Below are 17,797 nucleotides of genomic sequence, written 5' to 3'. Positions count from 1 at the left end.
TTGTCCTCGGGGTTGTGGCAGGTCACTCCAGCACGGGCTTGCCGCGGGTGGATTTGATCTCTCCCTTGCGTTTCTTGGCATCGACCCGCTTGCGTTGGGAGCTGCGGGTCGGCTTGGTGGCGTGGCGGGCCTTGGGGCGCCACGCGGCTTTTTTCAGCAGCTCGGTCAGGCGGCTCATGGCCTCCTTGCGATTCATGTCCTGGCTGCGATGGGTCTCGACCCTGATCTGGATGAAGCCGTCGTGAACCCGGCTGTCGCTGAGCCGCTCCAGTCCCTCCTTGTAGAGCGGCGGCAGGCTGGGGGAGTCGCGATAATCGAAGCGCAGCCAGACGGCGGAGTCGGTCTTGTTGACGTGCTGCCCGCCATTGCCCTGGGCCCGCATGGTCTGGAATTGCAATTCATGCCAGGGGATGATCACGCTGTTGGAGATGACTAACATGGGGTGATGCTCTCATTTGGTGCATCAAGGGAGTCTGGTGCAGCTTGGTGCCTCATTATGGGGCGAGATGCGCTTCCTTGGTGATCCTGAGCCTTTCTGGCTCAGAGTGTCATATCTATCTATATGAAAATAAACGATAAAAATACTTGGCACAAGAATTGATGACCCATTCGTGACATACCATGGATTGGGAGCAACCAGATGAAGCTGATTACTGCGATTATCAAACCTTTCAAGTTGGACGACGTGCGCGAGGCCATCGCCAACCTGGGGGTGGAAGGCCTGACCGTCTCCGAAGTGAAGGGTTTTGGTCGCCAGAAGGGGCACACCGAATTATACCGGGGGGCCGAGTACCAGGTCGACTTTCTGCCGAAGGTGAAGCTGGAGATCGCCACCGCAGACGAGAACGTCGAAGGGGTGATCGAGGCCATCTGCAAGGCGGCCTATACCGGCAAGATCGGTGACGGCAAGATTTTCGTCTATGACCTGCTGCAAGCGGTGCGTATTCGTACTGGTGAGAGCGACGACGAGGCGCTCTGAGTACGCTCCTTTGCCCGGCCGGGTCGGGCAAAGGTCCGGGCAGGTTCTGCCGACAGTGTGAATGGGTGGTCGTCGAAAGACCGGATGGGATTCCATCCGGTCTTTTTGTTTGGCCGCTGATTAAATAGATCGTTCCAACCCAGCAAACCGCCTTGATCCTCTCCTCCCGATTCATGCAGAATGCAAACGAAAATGGTTATCACTCTTTACGCAGACAAGGAACGGATGATGAAAATGAAGATGTTGGCACTGGCTTTCTCCACGCTTGTCGCCCAGTCGGCGTTCGCCGCCCAGGAGGTAAACGTCTATTCGAACCGTCAGGATGAGCTGATCAAGCCCATCATCCAGCAGTTCGAGAAGGAGACCGGGATCAAGGTCAATGTGGTGTTTGCCAAAGAGGGGCTGAACGAGCGTCTGGAACGGGAAGGCAAGCTCTCTCCGGCCGATCTGATGCTGACCGTGGACATCAGCCGTCTGACCGAGCTGGTGGACAAGGACCTGGTGCAGCCGGTGGACAGCAAGACGCTGCAGGAGAACATCCCCTCCATCTATCGCGATCCGGACAACCGCTGGTTCGCCCTGACCACCCGGGTGCGTGCCATCTACTCCAGCAAGGAGCGTCTCGGCAAGCTCGACACCATCCGCTACGAAGATCTGGTCAAGCCTGAATTCAAAGGAAAAATTTGTACCCGTAGCGGCAAGCACGAGTACAATGTGGCGCTGGTTTCGTCCATGATTGCCCATCACGGCATGGCGGATACCAAGACCTGGCTGGAAGGGGTCAAGGCCAACCTGGCGCGCAAGCCCCAGGGCAACGACCGTGATCAGGTCAAGGCGATCAAGGACGGCATCTGTGATGTCTCCCTGGGCAACAGCTATTACCTGGGTGCCATGTTGAAGGACCCGGCGCAGAAGTCCTGGGCCGACGCGGTGGAAATCAACTTCCCGAACCAGGGTGATCGCGGTGCCCACGTCAACGTGAGCGGCGTGGCCATGACCAAGTATGCCAAGAACAAGGACGCAGCACAGAAGCTGATGGAGTTCCTCTCCGGGGATACCGCCCAGCACATGTATGCGGATGTGAATGCCGAGTACCCGGTCAAGGCGGGGGTCGAGCCTTCTGCCATGGTCAAATCCTGGGGCACGTTCAAGTCTGACCCTATGCCGGTCAGCGATTATGCCAAGCACCGCAAGGACGCCTTGCAACTGCTGGATGAAGTGAAATTCGACTTGTAATCAGATGGGGCCAACGGCCCCATCAACTTCTGTGGACTCATGAAACATTTTGGATGGATTGCCGGCAGCTGGGTCACCGCCCTGCTGCTGGGTTTGCCGGTACTCGCCCTGGTCTTCTCCGCCTTCTCGGCTGATGGGGAACTGTTTGCCCACCTCGCCGATACCGTACTGCCCGACTATCTGCGAAGCACGTCCGGTCTGGTGCTGGGGGTGGTCTGCCTCAGCCTGCTGTTCGGGGTGCCCACCGCCTGGCTGGTGGCCATGTGCGAGGTGCCGGGGCGCCGCGCCCTGCAATGGGCGCTGATGCTGCCCATGGCGATGCCCTCCTATATCGTTGCCTACGTCTATACCGACCTGCTCGACTACTCGGGCCCGCTGCAGGCGGGGCTGCGTGCCCTGTTTGGCTGGCAGGGACCTGCCGACTACTGGTTCCCGGCCATTCGCTCCCTCGGGGGCGCCGCCTGGGTGCTGGCGCTGGTGCTCTTCCCCTATGTCTATCTGCTGGCACGGGCCTCCTTCCTGGAGCAGTCGGTCAGCCTCATTCACTCCAGCCGTCTGCTCGGCTGCACCCCCTGGCAGAGCTTTCGCCGCCTGAGCCTCCCCCTGGCCCGCCCGGCCATCATGGTGGGGGCATCTCTGGTCGCGATGGAAACTCTGGCGGACTTTGCCACCGTCCACTTCTTTGCCATCAACACCCTGACCACCGCCATCTACGACACCTGGCTCGGCTACGGCAGCCTGGCGACCGCCGCCAAGCTCTCCTGTCTGATGCTGCTGGCGGTGGTGCTGCTCATCGCGCTGGAGCGCCGCTCCCGCCAGCGCCAGCAGGTGTTCCAGAAGTCCATGGGCTTCGAGCAGCCCCTGCGTTACCCCCTCGGGGGCCTGAGGGGCGTGCTGGCCGGGCTCTGGTGCTGGGGCCTGGTGCTGGCGGGGTTCGCCCTGCCGTTCGTCATCCTGCTCGATTACGGGGTGCGTTACTTCGCGCTGTCGTGGACGCCCGAATTCGTGCGCTTTGCGGGCAACAGCCTCGCCATCTCGGCCCTGACCGCCCTGCTGGCCATGGCCATTGCCCTGCTACTCGGCTTCTTCCGTCGCCTCGATGGGGGGACTCGCAGCCTGCTGCCCCTGCGCCTCGCCGCCATGGGCTATGCCATGCCGGGGACCGTGCTGGCCATCGGCGTGCTGGTGCCGCTCACGGCCCTTGATTTTGGCATCAACGATCTGGCCGAGTGGCTCGGGATGCCGGGCCCCGGTCTGCTCCTGACCGGCACCCTCACCGCCATCGTGTTCGGCTATCTGGTGCGCTTCGTGGCCATCGCCATCGGGTCGGTGGAGAGCAGCATGAGCAAGATCTCCCCCAGCCTCGACATGGCGGCCCGCTCTCTGGGGCAGGGGGCGGGCGGCATGCTGCGTCGCATTCACCTGCCGCTGGTACGGCGCGGCCTCTTTGCCGGCGCCATGCTGGTGTTCATCGAATCCATGAAGGAGCTGCCCGCCGCCCTGCTGCTGCGGCCGTTCAACTTCGAAACCCTGGCGACCCACGTCTATCAGTTCGTCTCGGACGAGATGCTGGAGCGGGGGGCGCTCGGTGCCATCGTCATCGTGCTGGTGGGGCTGATTCCCCTGCTGTGGATCAACCGCACCCTGGATGGTCCAGGCCATTGAGCGGCCCCGTCCGGCATCACTACGCGAGAGGAAAAGAACCTTGTCCTGCCTGAATATCGAGAAGGTCAGCTGTCACTACAATGGCCGCCCCGTGCTGGAGCAGCTCTCCCTGCAGGTGGCCGACAACGAGATTGTCTGTCTGCTGGGGGCCAGCGGCTGTGGCAAGACCACGCTGCTCAAGGCGGTGGCCGGTCTGCTGCCCTTGGCCCAGGGGGAGATCCGGCTGGGAGAGACCCTGCTCGATGCCCCCGGCGTGAGTGTGCCGCCGGAGGCCCGCCATATCGGCATGATCTTCCAGGATTACGCTCTCTTTCCTCACCTGACGGTGGCCGAGAACGTCGGCTTCGGCCTGACCGGGCAGGATCGCGGCAGCCGCCAGCAACAGGTGGAAGAGGCGCTGGCGCTGGTCAACCTGCAGGGATTGGGGGAGCGCTATCCCCATCAGCTCTCCGGCGGCCAGCAGCAGCGGGTGGCCATCGCCCGCGCCCTGGTGTGCAAGCCGCGCCTGATGCTGCTGGACGAGCCCTTCTCCAACATCGACACCCAGGTGCGGATGAAGCTGATCCTCGAGATCCGCGCCCTGCTCAAACAGCAGGGCATTGGCGCCATCTTCGTCAGCCACAGCAAGGAAGAGGCCTTCGCCTTCGCCGATCGGCTGGCCCTGTTTCGCGCCGGTCGCATCGAGCAAGTGGGGGAGCCGGAGCAGCTCTATCGCCGCCCCGGGAACCGCTTCGTGGCGGAGTTTCTCGGCGGGGTCAATTATCTGGCGGCCGAGGTGGTGGACAGCCACTGCGTGCAGACCCTCCTTGGAACCATCTGCGGTCAGGAGCCCCATGGCCGCGCGGTGGGGGAGCGGTTGCAGCTCATGCTCAGACCTCAGCAACTGGCGCTGACGGCGGCGGATGACGGTGAGCTCCGGGTGCGTGAGCAACAGTTCCTGGGCCATCACTGCCGGGTACTGGTGGAGTGTGGCGGCCAGCAACTGGAAGCCAGCATCGGTGAGCCCCTGGAAGGGGGGAGCGCGCGGGTGACCGTGGCGCCTCATGCCCTGGTGTTGTTTGACCCCTTGCCATGAGTGCGTGGTATTGTCGTGAAATCAATGAACTGGAAGCGCGCTGGTTTATAATCGCGCCACGCCCATAGCCAACGCACTTGGAGAGAGACATGAAAGCCCAAGCCGGGATCTGCGCAGAGCCGAATCTGCACGCCCTCTATCTGATGTTCAATCGCACCGGTGACGCCGCTGCCCTGACCTCCCGCCTGGCCAGCCTGCCAGCACTCTGGGAGGCGGTGAGCGCCGACTTCCCCGATGCGGCCTTCAGCGGTCTGGTCGCCGTCGGGGCCGACGCCTGGGATGATCTCTATCCTGCCGCCCGGCCGCCCCAGTTCCGCAGTTTCATGGCGCAATCCGCCAACGGTCAGGAGGCCCCCAATACCCCGTTCGATCTCTTCGTACAATTGCGTGCTGATCGGGTGGACGTGCTGCATCATGCCGGTCATCGCGTCATGGCCCTGCTGGCCGGGCTTGTTGAATTGGTCGAGGAAGTCCGCGGTTTTCGCAACCAGGATTGCCGGGATCTGACCGGTTTCGTCGACGGCACCGAGAACCCGCAGGATGAGCACCGCGCCGAGGTGGCGTTGCTGGACGGCGGCGAGTTCGCCGGTGGCTCCTACATCCACGTGCAGCGCTGGGTCCACGCCATGAGCGACTGGGAGAAGCTGGCCCTGAAGGAGCAGGAAGACATCATAGGCCGCACCAAGGTCGACAACATCGAATACGAGTCCGCCGACAAGCCGCTCACTTCCCACATCAAGCGGGTCAACCTCAAGACCCCGAAGGGGGAGTCCATGGAGATCCTGCGCCAGAGCATGCCCTGGGGCACCATGAGCGAGCAGGGGCTCTACTTCATCTCCTGCTGCCGCACGCCGCTGCACTTCAACGCCATGCTGGCCAGCATGTACAAAGGGGAGGGCAGTCACTTCGACCACCTGCTGCGCTTCACCCGGGCGGTGACCGGCGCGGCCTTCTTCGCCCCTTCCATCGATTTTCTGGTGGCCGAGGGCAAATAAGCCCGGCCTGCCGACCGCTCAAAACAAAAAATCCCGGCCAAGGCCGGGATTTTTTGTGCGGATCGCCCAAGGCGACCGGATCAGGGCGTCTGCTCGAACAGCTCGAGGGCGGAGAGGTAGAGCTCCTCGATGTCGGTATCGCTGGTCGGGGTGATGAAGATGGTGTCATCACCGGCGATGGTGCCGAGGATCCCTTCGGCTTTGCCGAGGGAGTCAAGCAGGCGGGCGATCAGCTGGGCTGCGCCGGGGCTGGTGTGGATCACCACCAGAGCGCCGTTGTGGTCGACATCCAGCACCAGGTTCTTGAGGGGGCTGGAGGTGGTGGGCACGCCCAGCTCCACCGGCAGACAGTAGACCATCTCCATCTTGGCATTGCGAGTGCGAACGGCGCCGAAGCGGCTCAGCATGCGCGAGACCTTGGATTGGTTGATGTTCTCGAAGCCCATCTCTTGCAGGGCAGTCACTATCTCTGCCTGGGAGCCGAAACGCTCCTCTTTCAGCAAGGCTTTAAAGGCCTTGGCCAGTTTTTCTTGCTTGTCGTTATGTTTCATCTTGGACTCACGAATGAGGGGAGTGACCGCCTGTCACGCTCAGGCGGCAGATACGAACAGCGCTGCTATTTTGCATTCATATGCCTGTTTTGGCAAGGAAGCGGCGCTTGTTCTGCATATTGATTCAAATATAGCTTGCATCAACTTATGCTGGCGCTAGAATCAGGACGAAATTTTGAAAACTTATTCAATTGGGCTGTATGGGTATCGAATTAATCGGCATCGAAAAATCCTGGCACAAGGTGCCGGTACTGCAGCAGGTGAGCTTTCGGACTGCTCCCGGCGAGACCTTGGTATTGCTGGGCCCGAGCGGGGCAGGCAAGAGCTCTCTGCTGCGCATGATGAACTTGCTGGACACGCCGGATGCCGGTGTGTTGCGCATCGCAGACAGTGAATTTTCTTTCCCGTCCAGCCTCTCTACTGCCGAATTCAACCGTCAGGCACAGGCGCTGCGCCGCAAGGTGGGCATGGTGTTCCAGCAGTACAATCTGTGGCCGCACCTCACCGTGATGGAGAATCTGATTGAAGCGCCCGTCAAGGTGCTCGGCATGAGCCGCGAGGCGGCCATCGAGAAAGGGGCCTATCTGCTGGCCCAGCTGCAACTGGCCGACAAGCGGGACGCCTGGCCCGCACGGCTTTCCGGTGGCCAGCAGCAGCGGGTCGCCATTGCCCGGACCCTGATGATGGATCCCCAGGTGCTGCTGTTTGACGAACCGACGGCTGCCCTGGATCCCGAAATTACCAAAGAGGTGGCGGAGATCATCCGCACCCTGAGCCAGACCGGCATCACCCAGGTGGTGGTGACCCACGAAGTGGAGTTCGCCCGCAAGGTGGCCAGTCAGGTGATCTATCTGGAGAAGGGGCGGATCATCGAATCCGGCACCGCCGCCATCTTCCAGTCCCCGCAAACCAGCCGGTTTGCCGAATTCTTGATGCATTGATATTGAGTCGATAAGGAAGCTGTCATGAAAAAGAGTCTGTTGCTGATCGCCGCCATGGGTCTGCTGAGCACTTCTGTGCTGGCCAAAGAGATCAAGTTCGCCACCGAGGCAACCTATGCGCCGTTCGAATACCTGGATGACAAGAACGAGTTCCAGGGGTTTGACATCGATCTGGCCCGCGCGGTCTGCGAGCAGGCCAAGCTGGAGTGCAGCTTCCACAACCAGGCCTTCGACAGCCTGATCCCCAGCCTCAAGTTCCGTCGCTATGACGCCGTCATCGCCGCCATGGACGTGACCCCGGAGCGGGCTGCCCAGGTCGACTTCTCCGACATCTATTACGAGAACTCCGCGGTGTTCGTCGCCAAGAAAGAGACCTTCAAGGGGCCGGACGATCTGGTGGACAAGACAGTCGGCGTGCAGAACGGCACTTCTCACCAGTCCTATCTGGTGGACAACTGGGTGAGCAAGGGTCTGCTGACCGTGCCCTACGCCAGCTACCAGAGCGCCTTCCTCGACATGATGAATGGCCGCACTGACGGCGTGTTTGCCGATACGGCGGTGGCCGCCGACTGGCTCAAGCAGCACAAGGAATACGCCGTGGTGGGTACCCCGGTGACCGACGCCAAGTACTTCGGTACCGGTTTTGGCATCGCGGTGGCCAAGGGCAACCAGGAACTGCTGACCCAGCTGAACAAGGGGCTGGCCGAGATCAAGGCCAACGGCACCTATCAGAAGATCTATGACAAGTACTTCGCGCAGTAAGCCATGTTGAGCTTGTTGTTGGATGCAGCCTGGATGACCCTCGGGCTGGCCCTGGCATCCCTGGTCGGTGGCATGGTGCTGGCACTGGCATTCAGTGCGGCTGAGTTGAGCAAGCAGCGTGCGTTGGTGTGGCCCGTGGCCACCCTGACCACCTTGATCCGTGGTCTGCCCGAGTTGCTGGTGGTGCTCTTCATCTACTTCGGCTCGACCCAGGTGCTGTTCCTCATCACCGGGGAGTATGTGGAGTTCAGCCCGTTCGCCTGCGGTGTGCTGGCGCTCTCCCTGCTGTTTGCGAGCTACGCCACCCAGACCCTGCGTGCCGCCCTCAATGCGGTGCCCACGGGGCAGCGGCTGGCGGCGCAGGCGCTGGGCCTCGGCAAGGGGCACACCTTCTTTCGCATCGTGCTGCCCCAGGCCTGGCGTCACGCCCTGCCCGGGCTCGGCAACCAGTGGCTGGTGCTGTTGAAAGACACCGCTCTGGTCTCTCTCATCGGGGTGAACGAGATGATGCGTCAGGCACAGATGGCTTCGGCCAGCACCTATCAACCCTTCACCTGGTACGCCGCTGCCGCCCTCATCTATCTGGCCATCAGTCTGGTGAGTGAATTCGGCTTGAAGCAGGCGTCCCGCTATACCCGCCGTTACGGAGGCTGACCATGCAGGATTACCTGATGACCCTGCTGGGAGGGCTGGCGATCACCCTGCAGCTCACCGCGTTCAGCTTGTTGCTGGGCGTGCTGATGGCGGCCGGCATGACCTGGGTGCTGGAGCGTCGCATTCCGGTGGCGACCCAGCTGGTGCAGCTCTGGGTACTGGTCTTTACCGGTACGCCGCTGCTCATCCAGATCTTTCTCATTTACTACGGGCCTGGCCAGTTTGAATGGCTCAAGGCGGGGCCGCTCTGGCCGCTGCTCAAGCAACCCTGGTTCTGCGCCGTGCTGGCGCTCGGTTTCAATACCGCAGCCTACTCCACCCGGTTGTTCAAGGGGGCGCTCGACGCCATCCCCGCCGGTGAGGTGGAGGCCTGCCGTGCGCTCGGCTTCTCCGCCGGACAGACCCTGTGGATGAAGACCCGCCATGCCGCCCGTCGGCTGGTCCCCGCCTATTCCAACGAGGTGATCCTGGTGCTCAAGGGGAGTTCGCTCGCGAGCACCATTACCATCATGGACATCATGGGGCTGGCCCAGCGTCTCAATGCCCAGACCTATGACACTCTGGCGGTGTTCACCGTGGCCGGAGCGCTCTATCTGACCATGAATGGATTGTTAACAATTGGTTTCCGCTGGTGTGAGCGTCGGGCACTGGCTTTCCAGTCCTGAAGCAGTCACATTTACCTCTTAATGGTGAGGAGGGCACAGGAAATCTGTGTCTTTCCTCCCATTTATCGCATATTCCTCTCCGCTTTCATCGCCGCTTGTTCCCTGGCTCACAGAACCTGTGATTACAACTGTTATCAGATTGTTTTTTAGGAGGGGATCCTTTAAGGTGAGGCGCACAATAAGAATCAGCGTTAACCCAACTAGAAACAACCTTAAACCTACGCTTAGACATGGAGTTGATCATGAAAGTTGCCGTTCTGGGTGCCGCCGGTGGCATCGGCCAAGCCCTCGCTCTGCTGTTGAAAAACCGCCTGCCTGCCGGTTCCGAACTGAGCCTGTATGACATTGCCCCGGTCACTCCGGGCGTGGCGGCGGACCTGAGCCACATCCCGACTGACGTGAAAGTAAAAGGTTTCTGCGGTGAAGATCCGAGCCCGGCTCTGGTCGGCGCCGATGTCGTGCTGATCTCTGCCGGCGTGGCGCGCAAGCCCGGCATGGACCGTTCCGACCTGTTCAACATCAACGCCGGTATCGTCAAGAATCTGGTGGAGAAGTGTGCCGCTTCTTGCCCGAAAGCACTGATCGGCATCATCACCAACCCGGTCAACACCACGGTCGCCATCGCCGCCGAAGTGCTGAAGAAAGCCGGTGTCTATGACAAGCGTCGCCTGTTCGGCGTGACCACCCTGGATGTGATCCGTGGCGAGACCTTCGTGGCCGAAGCCAAGGGCCTGAACGTTGACAAGGTACGTGTCAACGTCATCGGCGGTCACAGTGGCGTGACCATTCTGCCGCTGCTCTCCCAGGTTGAAGGCGCCAGCTTCACCGCTGAGGAAGTGGCTGCCATGACCAAGCGCATTCAGAATGCCGGTACCGAAGTGGTGGAAGCCAAGGCCGGTGGCGGTTCCGCCACTCTCTCCATGGGTCAGGCAGCCTGCCGTTTCGGTCTGTCGCTCATCAAGGGTCTGCAAGGGGAAGCCAACGTCATCGAGTGTGCCTATGTGGAAGGCAACGGTGAGCACGCCACCTTCTTCGCGCAGCCGGTGCTGCTCGGCAAGAACGGTGTCGAAACCGTGCTGGACTACGGCAAGCTGAGCGCCTTCGAGCAGGAAGCGATGGACAGCATGCTGGCCACCCTGAAGGCCGACATCCAGCTGGGCGTCGACTTCGTCAAGTAAGTCTCTACGTCGACCGCAAGGGGAGCCCAGGCTCCCCTTTGTCATTTTCGGGGCTGGGTGTGGCGGGCTAAGGAGATGGCCCTGGCTGCCGATAACAGAAGGCAGCAGGAGATCCCTATGATAAAACCAAGAACCCTCATCGCCATTATCGGTGTGTGCAGCTTACCCTTGCAGGGGGCGGAGTCCACCTCGGCCGCCGCGCCCACCCAGGCGGTGGCGGCTGCAGCCGCGCCGCCATCCGCGGCGTCTGCATCCTTGTCACCGGCCTCATCATCGGCCCAGCCAGCCCTGACGCCAGCCTCTTCTGTCGCCACGCCATCCCTCCCTGTGTCAGCAGTTCCAGCCCAGGCGCCATCCGCATCCGCACCTGTACCGTCCGCACCGGCAGCTGCGCCGCTGCCCAGGGCGACGACGCAGGCACCCGCTGCTGCGGGAGAGTTGCAGGCCGTGCCGCTCTATCGCCAGGACGAACTGCTCAACTGGATAGAGCAGGGGCGCCATCTGGCCCGGGTGAAGCAGGACAGGTGCCAGCTCACCCAGGATATCGAGGCGCGGGCCTCGGTGATGAAGATCCCTGCCTATCAGTTCCTCTGGGGAGACATGCTGGCCTGGGGAGTTTGCACCAAGCCGGACGCCCAGATCGGGGTGCAGTACATGTGGGAGGCCGCCAACCAGGGGCTGGCGCCGGCGCTGGAACAGCTTGGCCGCTATTACTGGAAGGGGATCCTGGTCCAGAAGGATCTGGTGCGGGCCGAGACCCTGATGCGGGAAGCCGCGAGCCTCGGCTTCTTGCGGGCACAGATGGAGTGGGTGGAGATGTTGCTGCAGGGCATGGGGAGTCCCCTGGATTATGAGGAGGCGTATCACTGGCTGCACGGCGCCGTCATCGGCGACAAGGCCATGCACCAGAAGGCGGCGAGCCTGCTCAGCCGGCTCGGCAACCGGATGCCCGCCAATGCCATCGCCCGTGCCAAGGCGATGCACTGAGTGCTGGTAGCCCGCTTTGATATTACAAGGCCCACGAAGCTGTGCTTGTGGGCCTTGTGCATTTTCCCGGTCAGGGGAGAGATCAGAGGTCCTGATGGGGGCCGAAGACCTCGTAGTGCATCCGCTCGGCAGGCACGCCCACATTCTCCAACTGAGCTTTGACTGCCTTCATGAACGGGACAGGGCCGCAGAAATAGTAGTGGGCGTCGGCCGGAATGAGGTCGGTGACCTGCTCCAGTGCCAGAGTGCCGCTGAAGTCGTAATCCTCTCCTTTGACATCCTGCTCCCCCGGCTCCCGATACCAGACCCGGCTCTCCAGTTTCCCGTGGTGCCTGCTCTTTGCCCGGATCTCGTCCCTGAACGCGTGGTGGGCGCCGTGTTCGCAGGCATGAAGCCAGCGAATATCCATATCCGGGCCCTCGGCCAGCAAGTGGTTGAGCATGCTCAGCATGGGGGTGAGGCCGACCCCGGCGGAGATCAGCACCACGGGCGTGTCTGTCACCTCTTGCAGGAAGAAGTCGCCGGCCGGCGGCATGATGTCGACCGTGTCACCGATGTGAAGATGATCATGCAACAGGTTGGAGGCCTGACCCCTGAGTTCGCGCTTGACGCTGATGCGGTAGTCGCGGCCATTGGGGGCGTCCGAGAGGGAGTACTGGCGGATCTCCTGATGCTCGAGGGCGGGATGAACCAGCTTGATACTGAGATATTGCCCCGGTTTGAAACGCAACACGGGGTTGCCATCGAGGGGGGCCAGGACGAAAGAGGTGATGAGTTCACTCTCCTGACGCTTCTCCTTGATGATGAAAGGGCGGGTTCCCTGCCAACCACCGTCCTGGCTTGCCTTTTCCCGATAGAGCTCGCTCTCCCGGCCGATAAAGATGTCGGCCAGCACACCGTACGCCTTGCCCCAGGCGGTAAGGACCTCCTCCGTGACAGCGTTGCCACCCATTTCTTTGAGCGTGGCCAAGAGATGACTACCCACAATGTGATATTGTTCCGGCTGGATCAGGAAACCCGTGTGTTTGTGGGCGATGCGTTCAACGGCTCCGGCCAGGGCCCCCAGATTGTCGATGTTCCTGGCATAGGCCGCCACCGCACTGAACAGTGCCAAGGGTTGTCCCCCGCTACGCTGGTGAGCCAGGTTGAAGACATCCTTCAACTCGGGATTGTGGCTGAACATGCGCTGATAAAAGTGCCGTGTGAGGTCAGGGCCCGCCGATTCGAGCAAAGGAATGGTGCTCTTGATGACGGCGATGGTGGCTTGGTCTAACATAGGAGGTCCTTTCTAATTGAACATCTGGAATGTCACTTATTAAGTTGCATCCTAAATGTTTAATTGATCTGGATCAATCATCAATTCTTCGCGCTAGGCGCTACAGGCACTATGAGACTAACGAGCTATACCGATTTTGGATTGAGAGCCCTGCTCTATCTGGCCACCCTGCCGGAGGGGGAACTGTCGAGCGTGGCCAAGGTATCCGCCTTGTACGACGTATCCCGCAACCACATGGTGAAGGTGGTGAACCAGTTGGTGAAACTGGGCTATCTGCAGTCACAACGCGGCAAGAATGGTGGCATCCGCATGGCGCGCTCCCCCGACGAGATCAATATCGGGCAAGTGATCCGGGCATTGGAAGGCAATCTGGACGGGATCGACTGCAGCTCCCCGGTCTGCCATATCGTCTCCGTCTGTCTGCTCAAGAGTGCCTTGAAGGAGGCGATGAACGCCTTCCTCGCGGTGATGGATGGCTATACGCTGCAGGATTTGCTGGCAAACCGTGACGAGTTGCAGCAGGTGTTCGGTGAGCTCATCCCCACTCTGGTGCTGGAGCCGGATGACGAGAGCGAGTGAAACAAAAAGGCTGCCATCGGCAGCCTTTTTTCAATCCTCGTACCCTGAATCGTCCCGGTACAGGTGCGGCATGATCCTCGCCATCTTCACCATGTTGTTCTCCACTTCGAGAATCTCGATAGGGTAGCCCGCCAGCCTGACACTGATGTTGGGTTGGGGGATCTCCTCAAGGTACTCCAGGATGGCGCCATTGAGGGTCCGTGGGCCGTCCATGGGCAGGTGCCAGTCCATCTCCTTGTTCAGCTCGCGGATGCTGGCGGAGCCTTCAACCAGGAAGGAGCCGTCCGGCTGGGGATGGATCTCGTCACTCGGGGTCGGTGTCATGGAGGTGGTGAAGTCACCGACAATCTCTTCCAGGATGTCGTCCAGGGTGATCAGCCCCTGAATATCGCCATATTCGTCGACGATAAGGCCAATTCGCTCCTTGTTGCGCTGGAACTTGGCCAACTGCACGTTGAGGGGGGTCCCCTGGGGGATGAAATAGATGGGGTCGACTTCCCGCAGCAGGCTGGACTTGCTGAACTGATCCCGGGCGACCAGTCTCAGGGCGTCCCGTGAGTGCAGGAAGCCGACGACGTCATCGATGTTGTCGCGATAGAGCAGGATCTTGGTGTGGGCGCAGTGGGCCAGCTGGCGCAGTATGATCTTCCAGTCGTCATTGATGTCGATGGCGGAGATCTCGCTGCGCGGGACCATGATGTTCTCCACCGTCATCTTGTCGAGATCCAGAATGCTTATCAGCATCTCCTGGTGGTGCTTGGGAATGAGATTGCCCGCCTCGTTGACGATGGTGCGCAGCTCTTCGGAATTGAGGGAATCATCCTTGTTGTGCTCGAGACGCAAGAGTTTCAGCAGCAGGTTCGTGATGCTGTTGATGAGCCAGACAAGGGGGGCGAACGGCACCATCAGCCCCTTGAGGATCCAGGAGGCAGGGTAGGCTATCCGCTCGGGGAACATGGCCGCCAGTGTCTTGGGGGTGACTTCCCCGAATACCAGTACCACCAGGGTCAGCCCGAAGGTGGCAATGGCGACGCCGAGATCCCCGAAAAGCCGGATGCAGACGATGGTCGCGATGGCGGAGGCCAGGATGTTGACCAGATTGTTGCCGATGAGAATGAGGCCAAGCAGGCGGTCCGGCCTGGCCAGCAGCTTCTCGACCCGGCGGGCAGCCTTGTGCTTGGTCTGGGCCAGATGCCGCAGCTTGTAGCGGTTGAGCGACATCAGACCGGTTTCGGAACTGGAGAAGAAGGCTGACAAAAGGATCAAGATAACGAGAACAATCAGCAATGTACTCGTTGAGATACTGTCCAAGAAGGGCTCCTGTAAGGATGGTTGGGGAATGTTCGTGTGTCAGCTAAGCAGCACTTCCTTGACGAAACGGCTGCCAAAATAGGCCAGTGTCAGGATGAAGCTGCCGATGAGGCTCAGCATGATGACCTTGCGGCCGCGCCAGCCACGGGTATGGTGACCCCAGAGCAGCAGAGCGTAGACGCACCAGGCCAGGATAGAGAGGATGGCCTTGTGGGACTTGCCCTGGGCAAACATGTCTTCCAGGAAGAACAGGCCGGATGCGATGGAGAGGGTCAGCAGCAGCAGACCTGCGGAAATGAGCTGAAACAGGCGCTTCTCCACCGTCATCAGGGGTGGCATGGCTGGCAGGTGGCTGATCTTTCTGGATTTCAGTTGTCTGTCCAGGCAGGCAAGCTGGAGGGCAAACAAGCAGGCGATCATCAGTACCGAATAGGCCATCAGCGCGAGGCCTATGTGCAGCAGCAACTGGGGGTGCGCTTCCAGATGGGTGATGTAGCGGCCGGGAATGAGCGCGCTGGCCGCCAGCAGCAGGGCTGAAAAACTGTAGACGACGGGCAGCAGGATCCAGCCGTTGAAGCGTCGGGTGACGCAGGTCATGAAGCAACTGATGATAAGGCTGACCAGGGACGCCACGTTCAACATGCTGAGATTCTGGCCGGAATGGGTGGCCAGCACTTCGCTGCCCACCGCCATGCCATGGGCGGTCAGGGCCAGGCCGACACAGGCGAACAGCGACACTTGCCCGACGGGCTTGGCGCTGAGCAGCAGGTGCAGTGAGGCGATGATGGCCAGCAGGTAAAACGCCAGGGCCAGAACAGAGATCACGATCATAACCAGGTCGTTGTCAAACAAGCTTTATGGATAAGAGGGGCAGTATACCTTGCACAAGATATGCTCGCCAGTTGTGCCAGAGGCTAACTGCCCACATATAAGTAGGCGTTGATGGTCACCGTGCGGCGAATAATCGTCCTCCGGCGTTGACTGGGGTATACTGCCCTCCATTTGTTGACCTGCCCGTTCGATGGCAGGCCGCCGCGGCAAGCGGCGAGTAATCGTCCCTAGAGTGCTGACCGGGGTATAATGCCCCCAGTGTCACGCCAAGAACCGGAAAGCGTCATGTTTGAGAATTTGACTGAACGACTCTCGCGCACCCTGCGCAATGTCAGCGGCCGCGGCCGCCTGACCGAAGAGAACATCAAGGATACCCTGCGCGAAGTCCGCATGGCGTTGCTCGAGGCGGACGTCGCCCTGCCGGTGGTGCGCGATTTCGTGGCGCGCGTCAAGGAACGTGCCGTGGGCCAGGAAGTGGCCAAATCCCTGAGTCCGGGCCAGGCCTTCATCAAGATCGTCCATGGCGAACTGGTCACCGTGATGGGGGAGGCCAACGAACAGCTCAACCTGGCTGCCCAGCCGCCGGCCATCATCCTGATGGCAGGTCTTCAGGGGGCCGGTAAGACCACTACGGTCGGCAAATTGGCCAAACTGCTCAAGGAGCGCAGCAAGAAGAAGGTGCTGGTGGTCAGTGCGGACGTCTACCGTCCGGCGGCGATCAAGCAGCTTGAGACCCTTGCGGGCGACATCGGTGTCGACTTCTTCCCGAGTGATGCCAGCCAGAAACCGATCGCCATTGCCACTGCCGCCATCGATCAGGCGCGCAAGAAGTTCTATGACGTGGTGATCGTCGATACTGCCGGTCGTCTGCACGTCGATGGCGAAATGATGGCGGAGATCCAGGATCTGCACGCCACCATCAAGCCGGTCGAAACCCTGTTCGTGGTGGATGCCATGACAGGCCAGGATGCCGCCAATACCGCCAAGGCCTTCAACGAGGCGCTGCCGCTCACCGGTGTGATCCTTACCAAGGCAGACGGTGATGCCCGCGGTGGTGCCGCACTGTCGGTGCGTCACATCACCGGCAAACCGGTCAAGTTCATCGGTATGGGCGAGAAGACCGACGCGCTGGAGCCGTTCCATCCGGATCGTCTCGCCTCCCGCATCCTCGGCATGGGGGATGTGCTCTCTCTCATCGAAGAGGTGGAGCGCAACGTCGATAAAGAGAAGGCGGCCAAGCTGGCCAGCAAGGTCAAGAGTGGCAAGGGCTTCGATCTGGAAGACTTCCGTGAGCAGCTGGCCCAGATGCGCAACATGGGTGGCATGATGGGGATGCTCGACAAGCTGCCCGGCATGTCCGGCCTGCCGGACAACATCAAGGATCAGATGGATGACAAGCTCACCGTGCGGATGGAGGCCATCATCAGCTCCATGACGCCGAAAGAGCGTGCCCATCCCGATCTCATCAAGGGCTCCCGCAAGCGCCGCATCGCTGCGGGCTCCGGCATGCAGGTCCAGGACGTGAACAAGCTGCTCAAGCAGTTCACCGAGATGCAGCGCATGATGAAGAAGATGTCCGGCAAGGGCGGCATGCGCAAGATGATGGGCCAGATGAAGAACATGCTGCCCCCCGGATTCGGTGGTGGCGGTCGCGGTCCGTTCTGATTTTCCTGTTGGTCAGGCAGAAAGGCTCACCTTGGTGAGCCTTTTTCATGCCAATCCCTGCGCAAAAAATAGCTGGCTTGGTTGCAATTATTACGAATCCAAGTAGAATTACGCGGCTTATTTTAAGCTAGGGTCTGCGTATTTGCAGGCCTTGTTCATTAGATGTTTATGAGGACGATATGGTAACCATTCGTTTACAACGTGGTGGCGCGAAAAAGCGTCCGTTCTACCAGGTAGTAGTTGCTGACAGCCGTAACGCCCGTGACGGTCGTTTCATCGAGCGCGTCGGTTTCTTCAACCCGGTTGCTGCTGGTAACGCTGAAAAGCTGAACCTGGACCTGGCTCGTATCGAGCATTGGGTTGCTACTGGTGCCGCTGTTTCTGACCGCGTTGCCAAGCTGATCAAAGACGCTGCCAAAGCTGCTTAATCAGCCAAACGGTAGGGAG

General features: G+C 60.6%; 19 protein-coding genes. 14 read left to right on the top strand and 5 right to left on the bottom strand.

Going from position 1 to position 17,797, the window contains the following annotated elements; all coding sequences use genetic code 11:
* Nucleotides 1-22 precede the first annotated feature (22 nt).
* On the bottom strand, nucleotides 23-439 hold the full coding sequence (gene arfB, locus J9893_RS05350; protein ID WP_010673067.1) for an alternative ribosome rescue aminoacyl-tRNA hydrolase ArfB: 417 nt from the start codon (nucleotides 437-439) through the stop codon (nucleotides 23-25).
* Nucleotides 440-640: 201 nt separating this feature from the next.
* Between arfB and glnK the strand changes: the two genes are divergently transcribed.
* The 5 genes from glnK to J9893_RS05325 all read left to right on the top strand — a co-directional run bounded on the left by glnK (nucleotide 641) and on the right by J9893_RS05325 (nucleotide 5,950).
* Nucleotides 641-979 carry a P-II family nitrogen regulator gene (gene glnK, locus J9893_RS05345; RefSeq protein ID WP_005332325.1) on the top strand — a complete coding sequence of 113 codons (339 nt, stop codon included), beginning with the start codon at nucleotides 641-643 and terminating at the stop codon, nucleotides 977-979.
* Between the two features lie 228 nt (nucleotides 980-1,207).
* On the top strand, nucleotides 1,208-2,215 hold the full coding sequence (locus J9893_RS05340; RefSeq protein WP_039039971.1) for a Fe(3+) ABC transporter substrate-binding protein: 1,008 nt from the start codon (nucleotides 1,208-1,210) through the stop codon (nucleotides 2,213-2,215).
* A gap of 39 nt (nucleotides 2,216-2,254) precedes the next feature.
* The gene (locus J9893_RS05335; RefSeq protein ID WP_210600297.1) at nucleotides 2,255-3,880 is read left to right on the top strand and encodes an iron ABC transporter permease; all 1,626 of its coding nucleotides are present in this window, start codon (nucleotides 2,255-2,257) and stop codon (nucleotides 3,878-3,880) included.
* Nucleotides 3,881-3,920: 40 nt separating this feature from the next.
* On the top strand, nucleotides 3,921-4,955 hold the full coding sequence (locus tag J9893_RS05330; RefSeq protein WP_128343420.1) for an ABC transporter ATP-binding protein: 1,035 nt from the start codon (nucleotides 3,921-3,923) through the stop codon (nucleotides 4,953-4,955).
* 89 nt (nucleotides 4,956-5,044) lie between these two features.
* Complete coding sequence (locus J9893_RS05325; protein WP_128343422.1) at nucleotides 5,045-5,950, top strand: Dyp-type peroxidase; 906 nt, start codon at nucleotides 5,045-5,047, stop codon at nucleotides 5,948-5,950.
* An 80-nt stretch (nucleotides 5,951-6,030) separates the two neighbouring features.
* On the opposite strand, the gene argR is transcribed toward J9893_RS05325, so the two are convergent.
* Nucleotides 6,031-6,501, bottom strand: coding sequence for a transcriptional regulator ArgR (argR, locus tag J9893_RS05320; protein WP_005308670.1), 471 nt, complete (start codon nucleotides 6,499-6,501; stop codon nucleotides 6,031-6,033).
* A 200-nt stretch (nucleotides 6,502-6,701) separates the two neighbouring features.
* Here argR and J9893_RS05315 point away from each other — a divergent pair, with 200 nt between their 5' ends.
* From J9893_RS05315 to J9893_RS05290, 6 genes are all read left to right on the top strand, one after another.
* Complete coding sequence (locus J9893_RS05315) at nucleotides 6,702-7,442, top strand: ATP-binding cassette domain-containing protein (protein WP_041214472.1); 741 nt, start codon at nucleotides 6,702-6,704, stop codon at nucleotides 7,440-7,442.
* A 24-nt stretch (nucleotides 7,443-7,466) separates the two neighbouring features.
* Nucleotides 7,467-8,204 carry an arginine ABC transporter substrate-binding protein gene (locus J9893_RS05310; protein ID WP_010673073.1) on the top strand — a complete coding sequence of 246 codons (738 nt, stop codon included), beginning with the start codon at nucleotides 7,467-7,469 and terminating at the stop codon, nucleotides 8,202-8,204.
* 3 nt (nucleotides 8,205-8,207) lie between these two features.
* Nucleotides 8,208-8,858 (top strand): arginine ABC transporter permease ArtQ, encoded by a 651-nt coding sequence (artQ, locus tag J9893_RS05305; protein ID WP_125117090.1) that lies wholly within the window; start codon nucleotides 8,208-8,210, stop codon nucleotides 8,856-8,858.
* 2 nt (nucleotides 8,859-8,860) lie between these two features.
* Complete coding sequence (artM, locus tag J9893_RS05300; protein ID WP_010673075.1) at nucleotides 8,861-9,523, top strand: arginine ABC transporter permease ArtM; 663 nt, start codon at nucleotides 8,861-8,863, stop codon at nucleotides 9,521-9,523.
* A gap of 242 nt (nucleotides 9,524-9,765) precedes the next feature.
* Nucleotides 9,766-10,701 carry a malate dehydrogenase gene (gene mdh, locus J9893_RS05295; RefSeq protein ID WP_010673076.1) on the top strand — a complete coding sequence of 312 codons (936 nt, stop codon included), beginning with the start codon at nucleotides 9,766-9,768 and terminating at the stop codon, nucleotides 10,699-10,701.
* 396 nt (nucleotides 10,702-11,097) lie between these two features.
* The gene (locus tag J9893_RS05290; RefSeq protein ID WP_210600337.1) at nucleotides 11,098-11,688 is read left to right on the top strand and encodes a sel1 repeat family protein; all 591 of its coding nucleotides are present in this window, start codon (nucleotides 11,098-11,100) and stop codon (nucleotides 11,686-11,688) included.
* Nucleotides 11,689-11,770: 82 nt separating this feature from the next.
* On the opposite strand, the gene hmpA is transcribed toward J9893_RS05290, so the two are convergent.
* Nucleotides 11,771-12,964 carry an NO-inducible flavohemoprotein gene (gene hmpA / locus J9893_RS05285; protein ID WP_210600299.1) on the bottom strand — a complete coding sequence of 398 codons (1,194 nt, stop codon included), beginning with the start codon at nucleotides 12,962-12,964 and terminating at the stop codon, nucleotides 11,771-11,773.
* 111 nt (nucleotides 12,965-13,075) lie between these two features.
* Between hmpA and J9893_RS05280 the strand changes: the two genes are divergently transcribed.
* Nucleotides 13,076-13,543 (top strand): Rrf2 family transcriptional regulator, encoded by a 468-nt coding sequence (locus J9893_RS05280; protein WP_039039978.1) that lies wholly within the window; start codon nucleotides 13,076-13,078, stop codon nucleotides 13,541-13,543.
* Nucleotides 13,544-13,573: 30 nt separating this feature from the next.
* Here J9893_RS05280 and J9893_RS05275 read toward each other — a convergent pair whose 3' ends face one another.
* Together J9893_RS05275 and ccsA are read right to left on the bottom strand one after the other, a co-directional pair.
* Entirely contained in the window at nucleotides 13,574-14,854 is a 1,281-nt protein-coding gene (locus J9893_RS05275) for a CNNM domain-containing protein (protein WP_010673081.1), read from the bottom strand.
* Between the two features lie 39 nt (nucleotides 14,855-14,893).
* Nucleotides 14,894-15,685 carry a cytochrome c biogenesis protein CcsA gene (gene ccsA, locus J9893_RS05270; protein ID WP_039040017.1) on the bottom strand — a complete coding sequence of 264 codons (792 nt, stop codon included), beginning with the start codon at nucleotides 15,683-15,685 and terminating at the stop codon, nucleotides 14,894-14,896.
* A gap of 285 nt (nucleotides 15,686-15,970) precedes the next feature.
* On the opposite strand from ccsA, the gene ffh reads away from it, so the two are divergent.
* Nucleotides 15,971-17,350 (top strand): signal recognition particle protein, encoded by a 1,380-nt coding sequence (ffh, locus tag J9893_RS05265; RefSeq protein WP_010673083.1) that lies wholly within the window; start codon nucleotides 15,971-15,973, stop codon nucleotides 17,348-17,350.
* A gap of 179 nt (nucleotides 17,351-17,529) precedes the next feature.
* A complete protein-coding gene (rpsP, locus tag J9893_RS05260; RefSeq protein ID WP_010673084.1) occupies nucleotides 17,530-17,778 on the top strand; it encodes a 30S ribosomal protein S16 in 249 nt (82 codons plus the stop codon).
* The last annotated feature ends 19 nt before the right edge of the window (nucleotides 17,779-17,797 follow it).

The organism is Aeromonas sp. MaB10011B, assembly GCF_017939325.1.
GTDB lineage: Bacteria > Pseudomonadota > Gammaproteobacteria > Enterobacterales > Aeromonadaceae > Aeromonas > Aeromonas caviae.
The sequence above is the reverse complement of the archived record's forward strand: the minus strand, read 5'-3'. Positions and strand labels throughout refer to the sequence as shown.